This window comes from Streptomyces sp. Ag109_G2-15 (assembly GCF_900215565.1).
GTDB classification, from domain to species: domain Bacteria; phylum Actinomycetota; class Actinomycetes; order Streptomycetales; family Streptomycetaceae; genus Streptomyces; species Streptomyces diastatochromogenes.
On record NZ_OCNI01000001.1, the window covers coordinates 4,164,879 to 4,178,758 of the forward strand.

Below are 13,880 nucleotides of genomic sequence, written 5' to 3' on the forward strand. Positions count from 1 at the left end.
GGGGGTCAGTATTCCTGGGAGGTCGGGGGTCAGGCTCCGACCCCCCGTGAGATGACGTAGATGAGCAGGCCTGCCAGTGAGCCCACCACCGTGCCGTTGATGCGGATGAACTGCAGGTCGCGGCCGATGTGGGCCTCGATCTTGCGGGTGGTGTGCTCGGCGTCCCAGCCGGCCACGGTGTCGGTGATCAGGGAGGTGATCTCCTTGCGGTAGGTGGTGACGATGTGCACGGCCACGCCCTCGACCCAGCTGTCGACCTTCTCCTGCACCTTGGGTTCGGCGGCCATCCGGGAGCCCAGGGACAGCAGGGCGGCCCGTACCCGCAGCCGCAGCTCGCTGCGTTCGTCCTCGGCCGCGGCGACGATCATGGAGCGTACGGCCGTCCAGGCGGAGGCGATCAGGTCCTGCACCTCGCCGCGGCCCAGTACCTCGCCCTTGAGCCGCTCGACCCGCGCGCGGGTGTCCGTGTCGGACTGGAGGTCGGAGGCGAAGTCGGTGAGGAAGCGGTCGAGGGCGCCGCGTGCGGGGTGGGAGGGCATGTCGCGCATCTCGGTGGCGAAGCGCAGCAGCTCCTTGTAGACGCGTTCGCCTACCTTGCGGTCCACGAATCGCGGGGTCCAGCCGGGGGCGCCGCCCTCCACGGCGACCATCACGTCGTCGCGGTGCATGACCAGCCAGTCGTGGGCGCGGGTGACGACGAGGTCGACGACCCGTTTGTGGCCGCCGTCGGCCACGATCTTCTCCAGCATCTTGCCGATGCCGGGTGCGATCTCCTGGGCGTCGGCGCGCCGGGTGATGGCCTCTCCGACGACGGCCTGCACATCGGAGTCGCGCAGCACGGTCAGGGCGCCTCTGAGTGCGGTGGCCAGTTCCGCGGTGACTCGGTCGGCGTGCTCGGGTTCGGCGAGCCAGGCGCCGAGCCGGCTGCCGATGCCGACGGCGCGCAGTCGTTGTCGTACGACGTCCTCGGAGAGGAAGTTCTCGCCGACGAATTCGCCGAGCGAGACGCCGAGCTGGTCTTTCTTGGTCGGGATGATCGCGGTGTGCGGGATGGGCAGGCCGAGTGGGTGCCGGAAGAGGGCGGTGACGGCGAACCAGTCGGCCAGGGCGCCGACCATGCCGGCTTCGGCGGCGGCGGCCACATAGCCCGCCCAGGGTCCGGCGCCCTGGTGCGAGGCCCAGGTGGCGAGCACGTAGACGACCGCCACGAACAGCAGTAGTCCGGTCGCCGTCAGCTTCATGCGCCGTACCCCGCGCCGGCGCTCCTCGTCGGCCGGGGTGAAGGCGGTCATGGTCCGGTACGACGTGGTCCGGCTCGGTGTTTCCGTGTCCGTACGTTCCATCTGCTCCACCCGTTCGGTGATCCCGCACACAATTGTCCCTTCCTGACCGACTCCCGGAACGGAACAGGAGTTCCCGGCGTCTGTGTGGACGGGGGTTTTGGGCAGGGTCCTGTCAGATCTCCCGAGCCCGTGAGAGATCATGGGCTCTTCGGATCGGAGCCTTGGGCTCCCATTTCCCGGGGAGAACAACACCAGCGTGACCAAGCGTCGTAACGGGGGTGCGGGGGTGTCCCCCGCAAAGCACCGTGCCGTCCTGAGTGCGCTCGTAGCGCTGGTCGTGGCCGTGTGCGCCGCCATCTACGTCACCGTGGGGGCCGACGACGGCACCTCCCACAGCGCCTTCGCCGGCGGCCGCCCGCACCACGACTCCTCCGTCGCTCCCGCCTCGACCGGCACCTGGGTCGGTGCCTGGTCCACGGCGCCCATGGGCGGCGAGCCGGGCACGGAGACGGAGGGTCTGGCCGGCCGCTCGGTGCGGAACGTGGTGCACGCGAGCACGGGCGGGACGAGTGCCCGGATCACGCTGTCCAATCTGTACGGCCAGTCCCCGCTGACCGTCACGCACGCCTCCCTCGCCCTCTCGGCGGGTGACGGCACCGCCGCGGCCGACGCGGAAACGATGCGGCACCTCACCTTCAACGGCGGCACCAGTGTCGTCATACCGCCGGGCGGCCAGGTGCTGAGCGACGCCGTGCGCCTGACCATTCCGCACGGCACGGACGTCCTGGTCACCACGTACTCGCCCACCCCGTCCGGCCCGGTGACGTACCACCCGCACGCGCGGCAGGTGTCGTACGTCGCCCAGGGCGACCGCACGGAGGACGCGACCGGCACCCCGTACACCGAACAGACCCCGTACTGGCGCTATCTGACGGCCCTGGACGTCCTGAGCAACGAGGCCACCGGCACGGTCGTCGTGTTCGGTGACTCCATAACCGACGGCATAACCTCCACCGTCGGTGCCAACCACCGCTGGACCGACGTCCTGGCGGGCCGCCTGCGCACGGCCGTCGAGAGCGGCGAGGCGCTGCCCCGCTACGGCGTCGTCAACGAGGGCATCAGCGGCAACCAGGTTCTCGCCGACGGCCTGGGCCGCCCGGCGGAGAACCAGAGTGGCCTGGGCCGCTTCGGCCGGGACGTGCTCTCCCGGACCAACGTCAAGGTCGTCGTCATCGACCTCGGTATCAACGACATCCTGCGCAACCCGCACCTCGCCGACCCGGACCGGATCGCCGACGGCCTGCGCACCCTGGTCCGTCAGGCCCACGCCCGCGGCCTGAAGGTGGTCGGCGCCACCCTCATGCCCTTCGAGGGCCACCGCGGCTGGACCCCGGCCCGGGAGGAGGTGCGCCAACAGGTGAACGCCGAGATCCGGGCGGGCCGGGTGTACGACGCCGTCGTCGACTTCGACAAGTCGCTCCGGGACCCCTACGACCCCCGCCGCCTGCGCCCCGAGTACGACTCCGGCGACCATCTGCACCCCAGCGACCTGGGCTTCGACAAGATGGGTGAGGCCTTCGACCTGAACGCGCTCAAGGGGGCGGGGCAGGCGGAGCTGTAGGTGCCTGCGTCAGTGTGCCGAGTTCCGGGCGGCCTTGTCCCGCCGCCGGAGCAGCAGCAGTCCGCCGGCCATGGCGGTGACGCTCGCCGCCCCCAGCCAGCCGAGGATGTCGGCGGTGCCGGTCGCGGCGAGGTCGTGGTCGGGCTTGCCGGTGGACTGGGTCTGCGGGCGGGGGGCGGAGCCCGCGGCGGTCGGGCTGGAGCCTGCGGCGGTCGCGCTGGGGGAGGGCGGGGTCTGGGGGCGAGGGCTGCGGTCGCGGGTGAAGGTGAGTGTCCCGAAGCCGAGTTGGTCGAAGCCGCCGCTGTTGGGGCCGTAGTCCCCGCCGCCGCCCTCGGGTGCGGCCTTGGCGGCGATCCGGGTGAGGTAGGTGGCGGACAGGCCGCGGCGCTTGGTGTAGTGGTTGGCGATCATCGCCCAGATCGGCCGGGTCATGGCCGGGTCGACGGCAGCGGCGGCGGTGGCCGTCTCACTCCCGGACCAGCCGTTGACCGCACCCTTCTTCCGTGTGTTGGGCGTGTACGGCACGGACTCCCCGAGGCTCCATTTGGCCACGTACTGGGCGCCCTTGAGGAAGCGGCTGTCGTCGTGGCCGTAGAGGTCGATGCCCTGGTTCCAGGCCATCTCGCAGATGGTGCCCATGAGGCTCACGCCGAGCAGGGCGTGGCCCTGGTCGCGGCCGGCCTCCAGCCATTCGGCGAGTCCGTCGGGGTGGACGACCGGGATGGCGTGCTGGACGGAGCCGAGGCCGGCGCCGTGCTTGAAGTACTCGACGGCCTTCTCGACGCGGCCGCGGTCGTCGCAGAAGATGCCGGTGGCCAGGACGCAGGCGAGGGCGCACAGGTCCCAGTTGGGCCAGTAGTTGGTGATGACGGCGTCGTTGTGCCGGGTGAGGAAGGACTCGCTGAGCGGGGAGAAGACGTTCAGGAGGACCTTTCTGGCGGCGGGGAGGTCGAAGTCGGGGTGGTCGCGGACGAGTTCGGCGGCGTTGGCGAACTGGTAGCCGTACAGGCCGGCCGCGAGGAAGCGGTCGGCGGACCCGGCGAGGGAGGTGAGCGTGCGCGACCAGGCGTTGAGGATCGCCACGGCCGTGTCGGCGTACTGCTGCTCCCCGCTGACGTGGTGGCGCAGGGCGTTCTGGTAGGCGGCGTGGATGTCGTTGTAGAGGATCCCGTAGTTCTGCGGGCTGCCGTCGCCCCGGTACACGGTCGTCTGCGGGTTGGCCTTCCAGCTGCTCTGCGCGTGCCGGTTGGCGGTGAGCTTCGCGTACCCGGCGGTCCAGGGCGCGGCGCCCGCCTTCACCTTGGCCGCCATGCGGGCGAGGTCGGCACGGGTGTGCAGCAGACCGGGGTGCGCGAAGGCGGTGTCGGCGGCGGCCGGTGTCGTGGCGGCCGGCGCCGTCACGAGGGCCGTTGCCGCGGTCGCGACGCCCGCGGCCTTGACGAGACTCCGGCGGCTGAGGGTCTGAGGTGTCACGTGCATGCCCTGGAGACGCACGGAAACGGCCGCCGATAACAGAAAGTTCAAGCTCCGGTCGTCGACCCCGGCCGGATGATCATCAGGATCGTCACGGCCGCCCACAACAGGTTGAACACCCCGGTGAACATGGCCAGTCGTACGGTCTTCTCGCGGGTGCCCTCGCCCTCCACGAGCGCGGTCTGGGCGGGCAGCACCAGCGCGGCGAGCACGAGGGCGGCCAGCGCCGTGAGCGCGATGGACACGATCAGCCAGGCGCTGCCGAGCACGCCCATGTTGCTCGCGGTGGCGAACCCGAAGACCGGGACGACGACGCCGACGACGGCGTAGACCTTGCAGATCCGGTGCAGCAGGTGCACCGTCTCGGCGGCCCGGGTGTCGTCCGGGGCGGCCAGGGCCCGGCGGGCGGCGGGCGGGAACATGCTGGCGGCGACGGTGACGGGCCCGATGGCGACGATCGCGGCGAGGACGTGGACGGCGAGGAGGAACTTGGTCACGAGGGGACGCTAGGGGAGTGGGGGATCTCGGAGAAGTGGCGGGATTGCCAGGGGGCGACGGATTCTCGCCAACTCGTTTTTACGGGTATCAGGGGAGGCTTGGCCGCCTGGCCGGGTTGGCGATAATCCGTCGTAGGGCTACATTCCCGCCATGCACACCGTGGCCGTCCTGGCGCTGGACCAGGTGATCCCGTTCGACCTGTCCGTCCCGATCGACACCTTCGGCTGGGCCCGGCTGCCGGACGGCAGGCCCGCCTACCGGGTGCGGGTCTGCTCCCCGGAGGGGGAGGTGAGCGCGGGTGCCGGCGTCTTCTCGGTACGGGCGCCGTACGGCCTGGAGGCGCTGGCCGAGGCGGACACGATCATGCTGCCGGGGGTCGCCGACCCGACCGTGCCGCTGCCGCCGGGCGTCGCGGAGGCGGTGTGCGCGGCGGCGGCGAACGGGACGCGCATCGCGTCGATCTGCGTGGGCGCGTTCGTGTTCGCGGCGACGGGCCTGCTGGACGGCCGGCGGGCGACGACGCACTGGAGGGCGGCGGGGGATCTGGCCTCGATGTATCCAAAGATCACCGTCGACCCGAACGTGCTCTACGTCGACAACGGCCAGTTCCTCACCTCGGCGGGCGCGGCCGCGGCCATGGACATGTGCCTGCACATGATCCGCAAGGACCACGGCTCGGCGGTCGCCGCGCATGCGGCCCGGATGTCCGTGATGCCGCTGGAACGGGAGGGCGGGCAGGCCCAGTTCATCGTCCACGACCTGCCTCCGGCGCCCGCCGGTGCCACGCTGGAGCCTGTGCTGGCCTGGCTGCAGGACAACTGCGACCGCGATCTCACCCTGGACGAGATCGCGGCACAGGCCCGCATGAGCAGCCGTACCCTCAACCGCCGCTTCCGCGAGCAGACCGGTACAACACCGCTGCAGTGGCTGCACCGGGCGCGGGTACGGCGGGCGCAGTACCTGCTGGAGACGACGCCGTACCCGGTGGAGCGGATCGCGGCCCAGGCGGGCTTCGGCTCCCCGACGGCTTTCCGGGAACGGTTCCGCCGGGTGGTGGGGACGAGTCCGCAGGCCTATCGGCGGTCGTTCCGGTCGGCGGAAGAGGGCGTCGTAGGGGTGTCGTAGGGCTCTGTCGGCTCAGGCTCGCTGGTCGGCGACGAGCCGGGGAGGGCTCTGCCGGTCAGCCCCGGCGGTCGGCGACGGCCCAGGATGCCAGGGCCACGGCGCCCGCGACGCCGAAGACCGACGGCCAGGCGCCGACCTTCTTCGCCAGCGGGTGGGATCCGGCGAACGCGGCGACGTACGCGGCGGTCAGCGCACCGGCGGCCGCCCCGCCCGCCTGCTTGCGCCACTGCTGCGCGGCGGCGGCACCGGCGACGGCCAGCACGGCCCCGCCGAGCTGCCGCTTCTTGGTCCAGCGGGCGACGCCGTAACCACCGACGAGCCCGGTCGCGGCGATCACCGAGCTGGGAACCTTCGCCATGCCTGCCTCCTTTTGTCTGTGCCCTGAGGCTAGCGCCGGGGTCGGCAGGCGAACCGAACCTGAGTCGAGGCCTGTCAAGTTTCCGTCTGCTACTCGACGGGCGAGTCCGGCGGCGGCAGACGGTACGTACGCTCGCGGTCGACGGACTCGACGCCGTCGACGCGCGACAGTTCCGGGATCCGGTCCTCGGCGATCGTGCCCGCGAGCGTCCCGAGGACCGGCTGCTCCCCGGTGACGGTCAGCCCGGTCCGCCGCAGGGCCTCCACCACGTGCGCGAACCGGTCGGGGTCGACGGAGAGGATGACCCCGACCGGTTCCGAACCGGGCGACGGGTTGTTCACGGGGCCTGCAGCAGACCCGCGCCGATCTCATCGGCGCCCTGCGACAGCGGAGACGCCCCGGACCGCAGCCGGTTGCTCAGGTCGGTCGCCGAGGCCTCGGGATGCGCCTGGGCGATGAGGGCGGCGGTGCCGGCGACATGGGGTGTGGCCATGCTGGTGCCGGACTTCAGCGCCAGCCCGCCGTTCGGGACGGCCGAGAGCACGTCCACGCCGGGCGCGGCGATGTCGATCTCGCCGCCCTGGCCGTTGATGGCGCCGCAGGAGAACCAGGCGGTCGCCATTGCCCTGTCGACCGCGGCCACGGCGAGGATGGACGGGCAGTTGGCGGGGCGGTCGACAGCCGCGACGAAACCGGGCCGACGGCTCTCGTTGCCGGCCGCGGCGACCATCAGGGTGCCCTTCTGGAGCGCGCGTTGCGCCACCTGCTCGTACGTCTGCGGGAAGAGTTCGCCTGGGTCGACCGGGGCACCGAACGACATGGAGATCACGCGTGCCCCGTGCGAGACCGCCCAGGCGATGCCCGCCAGGACCTGACCGTCGGTGCCCTGACCGCTGTTGTCGAGCACCTTGCCCGCGAGCACCCGGGCCTCAGTGGCGACGCCGTAGCGGGGACCCTGCGCGGGCCTGGCCGGACCGGCCACGGTCCCGATGCAGTGCGTGCCGTGCCCCTTGCCGTCCTCCACGGTCTGACCGAGCACGAAGGAGGCGGTCTCCTCCAGGCACCGGGTCAGATCCGGATGGTCGGTGTCCACACCGGTGTCCAGAACGGCGACCTTCACACCCCGCCCGGTCTGCCCGGACAGGTTCGCGCGGATGGCCTGGAGGCCCCAGGTCGTGGTCGTCTCGTCCCAGGACGGGCCCATCTGCGCGGCGACCTGGGTCTGCGTGAACCGCTGCAGCTCCCGCTCGTCGCTGCGGTAGGCCGGGAAGAACCCGGTCACCGCCTGCCGGGCCTCGGTGATCACCGTGGCGTATACGACGCGCTCCGGCTCGGCCGCGATGATCGTGGGCTCCGCCTCGGCCGTGGTCACCAGCGCGTGCCGCTGATCCGGCTGCGCGTCGACCACCGCGACGGCCAGCTCGTCGAACAGCACCGAGGTGCCCGGCCGTGCGAGCATCTCGGCCGCGCTCTCGGGCTCGGCTCCTCTGACCCGTTCCACGGCCGCGACACCGGCGGTGGAACGCAGCGCGTTCATCCCGCGCTCCGGGTCCGCCTGGTCCAGCAGGACGACGTACCGTCCGGTGTACTCCGCGCCCCGCTCTGCCGAGGCACCCATCCGCTCGGGCGGCTCACCGCCGAAGCGCCTGCCGATGTCGTTCGCCATTGCCTTCTCCGCTCCTGCGCCATGCGCTGTCGCTGTGCACGTGGCGCTGTCGCTGTGCATGTTCAGAACGCGGGCATGCGCCGACCCCCGGTCAGGCTCAACTCAACGATTCAACAATCGCGCGGGTCTGCCGAGTACGAACACGATGCCCCTCGCCCCCAGTGCCATCGGCACCGTCAACACCCCTCATCCACCGTCACCCCGCCGGTGGGGCCGCGCAACTCGGGACACCACTGGCGGCGGGCGACCCCGCACGAACTGTCGCTAGAGGAGGGCAAGTTGCCCGCCACGGTCGCCCGTATCATCACCTCGGACGGCACGAGCATCGCCTACCGAGACCAGGTCCCACCAAGTGCCGGGCGCCGCCCGTTCCTCCTCCACGGCCTGGCGGGCCAGATGTACGAATGGGACGACCTGACGTCCCGCCTCCTGAGGGCCGGCCGTCGAGTGGTGCGGTACGACGCGAGGGGCCACGGAGACAGCACGCGCAGGCCGGCGGACATGACGAGAGCGGCGGCGGTGCGGGACGCCGCAGCCCTGCTGGACCACCTGAACATCCCGTCGGCGCATCTGGTGGGCCAGTCCCTCGGCGGCCTGACGGCACTGCTGACCGCGGCATGATGAGCGAGGGGGAGCCGAGGGAGATGACATCCCGCCGCCCCTCGACCCAACTCAATGTCATCCCGAACGCGGGCCACGACGTCCACTTGGACAGTCCGAAGGAGCTGTACGAGGCGATAGCCGCGTTCGTGCCCGCCAGCACCTGAAGCCTGCCTGAACGCTCGTCAGACCCGCTCAAGCGGCCGGTGGGGCCCGTCAGGCAGCTCTACGGCGATGGAATCTGCGGGCCGCACAACGCCCCCCACCTTCACCACACCCATGACACCGGCCTTGTAGAAGACGCGCCCGTCGTCCCCTCGCCCCACGACCTCCTTCAGCAGCCCGCGCTGAAAGTTGTCGATCTGAGCACAGGGATTACGCAGCCCGGTCACCTCGACGACGGCGTGGTCCCCGATCCGCAGGAGGCTCCCGGTGGGCAGCCCCAGCAGATCGATCCCCCGGGTGGTGATGTTCTCGCCCAGCTCCCCGGCTCCGACCCGAAACCCACGCCCCGCGACCCCCTCGAACAGCTCCTCGTGAATGAGGTGCACCTGGCGCAGGTTGGGCTGAGTCGGATCCTGGGCAACCCGGGACCGATGCTTGACGGTCACCCCGGCATGCACGTCCCCCTCGACCCCGAGCCCGGCGAGCAGGGTGATGCTCTCCCGGTTCGGCTTGGTGAAGGAGTACTCCCCGTTACTGCTCACGGCAGCGACAGTGCCACCCATGTCGTAACCCCCGCTTCTGCTGTCTGTTGTCCGTTGTCCGCTTCCGCTGTCCGCTCAGCGCTCCAAGATCAGCCGTGAGCCTAACCCGCCCCCGGGCGAGCACCCGGGGGCGGGCGAGGCGACGTACTACTCGTACTACTCCTCGGCCTACTCCCCGCTCTACTTCTCGGCGCGCAGGGTGCCGAGGAGTCCGTTGTTCTCGCCGTTGATTCCCGCCGCGAACCAGACGCTGTTCCGGCCGCCCGACTTGTTGGTGCCGCGCTGGAGCCCCCACAGCCCCGGGATCACGATCGGGTGCCCGTTGCGGTCCCGAAGGGTTCCCTCGAAGTGGCCGGTCTTCAGGTCGAAGACGTTGATCCTGCCGTCTCCGAAGTTGCCGACGAGCAGGTCACCGGAGAACTTCCCGAACTTCTCGGGCGCCGTCTCGAGCCCCCAGGGCGAGTTGAGCACGCCGTGGCTCGCGAAGCGCTTGAGCAGCTTGCCCTCGGTGCTGAACACGTCGATGAAGCCGTTGCCCGGACCGGGCACGTCGTCTTCCTTGTCGGCGTCCTGCTTGGCGTAGGTCACGAAGACCCTGTTGCCGATCAGCTTGACGTCGAACGGCGCGAAGCCGCTCTCGATGTTGGGGTCCTCGAATCGGTCGTCCGGCGGCAGAAGGTGGAACTTCTTGTCGAAGCTGTCGATGCGGGCGTCACGGAAGTTCGCGACCAGCACGCGCGGCTCGTGGCACTTACCGCCCTTCTTGCAGTCCCCTCCGTGCTTCTTGTCGTCCCCGTGCTCCTTCTTGCCGGGCACGATCGTCAGGCCCTTGAAGACGGCGTTCTCGCCGTCACTGTTCTCGTGCGCGACCCGGACAGCGCTCAACGGGTTCACGTTCGAGCTGAAGGCGAAGAGGTCACCGTTCTCACCCGCGAAGAGGAAGCGGGCGACCCCGGACTTCCCTGACCCGGGATCGGTGAAGCGGAAGTCGTCGGTGTCGTTGCGTACGACCCCGGTCGGGGCGCCGCCCTCGGGGATCGACACGACCGGGGAGAGGATGTTGACCGGCTGGTTGTCCCGGGCGCCCGAGTACTTCGTGGCCGAGTCCGAGCCATTGTCCGCGGCGAAGATGCTGCCGGCGGGCGTGCTGGCCAGACCCCAGGGGTTGACCAGGTTCGGGTCGGTCTTCTCCGCCCTGCCCGGGATGTCGGACACCAGATCGCGCTCCCGGAACCCGTGATCGGCCCCGCGTGGCACGTCCCCGGGCGGCGCCGCGGCGACGAGCGCGCCGAGCGTGCCGAGAGCGAGCGAGACCGTGGTCAGCCGCCGCAGACCGGGACGGGGTTTGCGGGCGGGTGCCTGTGATGCCATGCGGATTACTCCTGTTCCAGTACGTGACAAACCGATAGAAGTAATCTCATGCAATAGCAAATGCATACATAAGCGACACGCAGGGTGCGGCATCGTTGGACGGAATTTGACGCCGCTGTCCGCCGGCGACTGCGAAGCCGACGCAGCTGGACCAGCCGGAGCGCCAGCGCGGGGACATGACATCCTTCCCAGGACCGTCCCTGACCCGACCGCCGGCGGTGAACCCCTGTGAGCGACCACGACCTGGAACTCGACCGGGCCCTGGCAGTGGCGACCGACCTGGCCGCCTGGGCATCAGAGGAGATCCGCCGCCCGCGTGGCGGCGGGGTACGAGAGAAGGCAAGCCCGGCCGACATCGTCACGCAGACAGACGAAACCATCGAGGCGCACGTCCGCTCGGTCCTGCGGGCGGCCTTCCCGACCCACGGCATCGAGGGCGAGGAATACGGCACCCACGAGCCGGCGACCCCGAACGCCCCGTACTGGGTGGTCGACCCGGTGGACGGCACGACGAACTACGCCCACGGCATCGGCTGGTGCTCCTTCTCCCTGGGCCTGGCGGCGCCCGATGGCACCCCGCTGCTGGGCTTGGTGGCCGACCCTTGGCGAGGAGAAACCTTCACGGCGATCCGGGGACGAGGCGCCCACCTGAACGGCGTCCCCATCCGGGCGGCCGCCCACACCACCCTCACAGGCCACCTGTTCTTGACGGAATGGGCAGCCCACGCCCACTGGCCGGGCCTGGACGCCCTTCTGGCGGCCCTGTCCCACCGCCACTGCACGGCAAGGGTGATGGGCTCGACGGCGCTCTCCCTGGCCCAGGTGGCTGCAGGTCGAGCCACCGTCGCAGCCGTCGGCGAATTCCATGCGGTGGACGGGCTTCCGGCCTACCTGATCGCGGTGGAGGCGGGGGCGGTGGCACTTCCGGGGGTGCCGGCGTATGACGAGCCTTTGCTGCTGGCGGCGCCTGGGGTGGCGGAGGAGGTAGGGGAGCTGTGGCGCAGTATCCAGAACGGAGAGCCGCAGAAGCCGTAGAAAACCGCCACCCACAGCATTCTGGTCGTTACCCCTTGCTCCAGAAAGCCAGGGCCTTGCTGATCAGACTGCCAGCGGCATCTCCATAGCTGGCCGCGCTGCTCAGGGCGTCGAATGCCTTGTTGTGGAGGCCGAGTTCGTCTATGTCAGTGATGTCCACACCGGACGACACGAGTTCGTAGTGGACTCGCCCGCCGTCGAACATGTTGAAGCCGGGCACAGGTACCACCCCCACCTCGGCGGTGGCGGGCAGGACGCCGAGGGTCAGCGAGGGCAGATCGATGTCGCGGAGCAGGCGTTCCATCTGCCCGCGCATGACCTCCGGCCCACCGACATTCGTGTACAGGGCTTGCTCGCCGAGGATCACGTCGTAGTGATGCTTCCCGTCGTGCAGGACCTGCTGACGCTCCATGCGCTTGGCTACACCAGCCGCCACGTCATCCGGTACGCCAAGAAACTCGACGACCTTACGGAGGATCACGCTCGCGTAGGCCTCGGTCTGGAGCGTGCCCCAAATCATCTCGGGAACGTACGCCTTCCCGCGCCGCGTCTGCTGGTACCAGTGGATGACTTCATCCTGGATGTCTTCCGTGCCGGTGGACAGCCGCTGTTGCCAGGGAATCAAGCTGGTCACACTGTCTCTCCTTGCTCAACGGGACAGGTCAGTTCAGGCTTCGTACGGTTCGGAGAACACGTCACCACCGCAAGCGACAGGTACGAGGGTCGATCGAGATAGAACCCGAGCGATACATCGCCCCCCGAACTCAGCTTCTCAGCAGTGGAGTTGGCCAACAAGGCAAGATCGATGAAGTGACGCTCCCCTTCGGAGGCAAACCGGGGCGCGTACTCGGCCACGCGCGCCCCGATCCAGGCGGCAGCGTCCTTCGCCTCACCCCATGTGCCGCGAACCAAGGAACGGGGTTTGACGAGCCAGTAAGCCGTCTCCAGCGGAGGCAGATCCACGGACGCGAACTCCGCCGCCACCTCGCGATAGCGCTGGATCAGCTCCGGCTTGCTTCCGGCCGGCGGCGGCTCGGGATGCGGAGGCCGCCGGAGGGCCTCCTGGTCGAAGCGCTCTTTCGCTCCGACCCATAGATAGCCGTGGTGATGCACCGTCGTTCCTGCCGAGCGTCGAAGGCCGAAGGCCGAAGGGGGGACCGGTCCCGGCCCCATGCGGGAGCCGAGACCGGTAGTGAGGGAGACGGACCGTCAGACAGACAGCCCGAACCTCGCCGGATCGATGCCGGCCACCGTCAGCTCCTCCGTCGTGAACCGAAGCGGCTCGACATCCGGCCGCTTGCTGTCACCCAGCGCCCAGGCGTCGTCGCCGATCCGGGCCAGGGTCACGCACCCCTCCGTGCAGGGACCTCCGCATGCCTTCACGAAGGAGGCCCCGCTGATGTCGAGCCCGTACAGCTTGGTTCCGTCCAGCATCACTGCACCTTCCTGCTCAGCTGATCGCGGCCACGACTGACCGCCGCCGCCCGTGGTGGGCGGGAGTTCATGGGGAGGGGGCGGATGCCTAAGTGATCGGCGCCCTTGCTGCGCCCAGCGGAGCGCAGGCATCAACGCGACGACGGCCATGCGGTCAGGCCTCGGCGCGGGAGGCCAGTCGGGACCGGCCCAACTCGATCAGAGGGATGATCGTTCGCGGTGCGCACAGGTCACCCTCGTAGCGCGGCGGAATCACCCAGTACGTGCCGGGCGGCTGTTGCTGGTCGAGCCGCGGCACTCCGAGGTAGGTGCCGTGCCCGAGGCACGTGGCGATGTCGTCGTATGCCCAGACCAGACCCGCATGGCCCTGAATCAGGGCGTAGTACGTCCCACCCGCGACGCGGCTGTCGTAGATGATGGAACCGCCCAGTTTCTCGCCAAGAGCAGCCGCGACCTGGTCCCGGTCACTCGAAGCCACGGCGGCATGAACCACGTCGGCTGGCACACGCACCGCTGCGAATCGATCGCCGAGAGGCAGGAGCGCGACGCCCTGGATCGCCCACTCGGACCGCGCCCGCTCCGGTGCCGGATGAGCTCGGGCGAGCCACGTGGCAATGGCTCTGTCCAAGGCCGCCTGTGTATCCATCCTGTCTCCTGTCCTGGGTCCGATCAGGTATGGGACACAGCGTTCTGTAAGTGCCCGACATAT

17 protein-coding genes are annotated in these 13,880 nt (G+C 69.9%); 5 read left to right on the plus strand and 12 right to left on the minus strand.

Annotated features, from left to right (window positions below):
* Positions 1-29 precede the first annotated feature (29 nt).
* Positions 30-1,343: a DUF445 domain-containing protein gene (locus CRP49_RS18700; RefSeq protein WP_373560356.1), complete on the minus strand. Its 1,314-nt coding sequence runs from the start codon at positions 1,341-1,343 to the stop codon at positions 30-32.
* A 196-nt stretch (positions 1,344-1,539) separates the two neighbouring features.
* On the opposite strand from CRP49_RS18700, the gene CRP49_RS18705 reads away from it, so the two are divergent.
* The gene (locus CRP49_RS18705) at positions 1,540-2,904 is read left to right on the plus strand and encodes an SGNH/GDSL hydrolase family protein (RefSeq protein WP_257033433.1); all 1,365 of its coding nucleotides are present in this window, start codon (positions 1,540-1,542) and stop codon (positions 2,902-2,904) included.
* A gap of 9 nt (positions 2,905-2,913) precedes the next feature.
* On the opposite strand, the gene CRP49_RS18710 is transcribed toward CRP49_RS18705, so the two are convergent.
* Both CRP49_RS18710 and CRP49_RS18715 read right to left on the minus strand, forming a co-directional pair.
* Entirely contained in the window at positions 2,914-4,383 is a 1,470-nt protein-coding gene (locus CRP49_RS18710) for an alginate lyase family protein (protein ID WP_097257434.1), read from the minus strand.
* Between the two features lie 41 nt (positions 4,384-4,424).
* Positions 4,425-4,874: a hypothetical protein gene (locus CRP49_RS18715; protein ID WP_097254397.1), complete on the minus strand. Its 450-nt coding sequence runs from the start codon at positions 4,872-4,874 to the stop codon at positions 4,425-4,427.
* A gap of 151 nt (positions 4,875-5,025) precedes the next feature.
* On the opposite strand from CRP49_RS18715, the gene CRP49_RS18720 reads away from it, so the two are divergent.
* Positions 5,026-6,000 (plus strand): GlxA family transcriptional regulator, encoded by a 975-nt coding sequence (locus CRP49_RS18720; RefSeq protein ID WP_097254398.1) that lies wholly within the window; start codon positions 5,026-5,028, stop codon positions 5,998-6,000.
* A gap of 55 nt (positions 6,001-6,055) precedes the next feature.
* On the opposite strand, the gene CRP49_RS18725 is transcribed toward CRP49_RS18720, so the two are convergent.
* The 3 genes from CRP49_RS18725 to CRP49_RS18735 form a co-directional block, all read right to left on the minus strand.
* Entirely contained in the window at positions 6,056-6,358 is a 303-nt protein-coding gene (locus tag CRP49_RS18725; RefSeq protein WP_094217821.1) for a hypothetical protein, read from the minus strand.
* 89 nt (positions 6,359-6,447) lie between these two features.
* Complete coding sequence (locus CRP49_RS18730) at positions 6,448-6,699, minus strand: hypothetical protein (RefSeq protein ID WP_097254399.1); 252 nt, start codon at positions 6,697-6,699, stop codon at positions 6,448-6,450.
* A complete protein-coding gene (locus CRP49_RS18735; RefSeq protein WP_097254400.1) occupies positions 6,696-8,024 on the minus strand; it encodes a S8 family serine peptidase in 1,329 nt (442 codons plus the stop codon). Before CRP49_RS18735 ends, CRP49_RS18730 begins: the two co-directional genes overlap by 4 nt.
* Before the next feature lie 279 nt (positions 8,025-8,303).
* Between CRP49_RS18735 and CRP49_RS47910 the strand changes: the two genes are divergently transcribed.
* Positions 8,304-8,645 carry an alpha/beta fold hydrolase gene (locus CRP49_RS47910; protein ID WP_257033434.1) on the plus strand — a complete coding sequence of 114 codons (342 nt, stop codon included), beginning with the start codon at positions 8,304-8,306 and terminating at the stop codon, positions 8,643-8,645.
* A 23-nt stretch (positions 8,646-8,668) separates the two neighbouring features.
* Positions 8,669-8,791, plus strand: coding sequence for an alpha/beta fold hydrolase (locus CRP49_RS47915; protein WP_257033435.1), 123 nt, complete (start codon positions 8,669-8,671; stop codon positions 8,789-8,791).
* Between the two features lie 18 nt (positions 8,792-8,809).
* On the opposite strand, the gene CRP49_RS18745 is transcribed toward CRP49_RS47915, so the two are convergent.
* Positions 8,810-9,352 (minus strand): MOSC domain-containing protein, encoded by a 543-nt coding sequence (locus CRP49_RS18745; protein WP_097254402.1) that lies wholly within the window; start codon positions 9,350-9,352, stop codon positions 8,810-8,812.
* A gap of 159 nt (positions 9,353-9,511) precedes the next feature.
* Positions 9,512-10,702: a TIGR03118 family protein gene (locus CRP49_RS18750; protein ID WP_179851672.1), complete on the minus strand. Its 1,191-nt coding sequence runs from the start codon at positions 10,700-10,702 to the stop codon at positions 9,512-9,514.
* A gap of 228 nt (positions 10,703-10,930) precedes the next feature.
* Here CRP49_RS18750 and CRP49_RS18755 point away from each other — a divergent pair, with 228 nt between their 5' ends.
* Positions 10,931-11,737, plus strand: coding sequence for an inositol monophosphatase (locus CRP49_RS18755; protein WP_257033436.1), 807 nt, complete (start codon positions 10,931-10,933; stop codon positions 11,735-11,737).
* Positions 11,738-11,765: 28 nt separating this feature from the next.
* On the opposite strand, the gene CRP49_RS18760 is transcribed toward CRP49_RS18755, so the two are convergent.
* From CRP49_RS18760 to CRP49_RS18775, 4 genes are all read right to left on the minus strand, one after another.
* On the minus strand, positions 11,766-12,371 hold the full coding sequence (locus tag CRP49_RS18760) for a DUF5753 domain-containing protein (protein ID WP_097254404.1): 606 nt from the start codon (positions 12,369-12,371) through the stop codon (positions 11,766-11,768).
* Positions 12,368-12,850 carry a hypothetical protein gene (locus CRP49_RS18765; protein ID WP_097254405.1) on the minus strand — a complete coding sequence of 161 codons (483 nt, stop codon included), beginning with the start codon at positions 12,848-12,850 and terminating at the stop codon, positions 12,368-12,370. Before CRP49_RS18765 ends, CRP49_RS18760 begins: the two co-directional genes overlap by 4 nt.
* 96 nt (positions 12,851-12,946) lie before the next feature.
* The gene (locus tag CRP49_RS18770) at positions 12,947-13,171 is read right to left on the minus strand and encodes a DUF397 domain-containing protein (RefSeq protein WP_097254406.1); all 225 of its coding nucleotides are present in this window, start codon (positions 13,169-13,171) and stop codon (positions 12,947-12,949) included.
* A gap of 154 nt (positions 13,172-13,325) precedes the next feature.
* Positions 13,326-13,817, minus strand: coding sequence for a hypothetical protein (locus CRP49_RS18775; RefSeq protein ID WP_179851673.1), 492 nt, complete (start codon positions 13,815-13,817; stop codon positions 13,326-13,328).
* Positions 13,818-13,880: the final 63 nt, after the last annotated feature.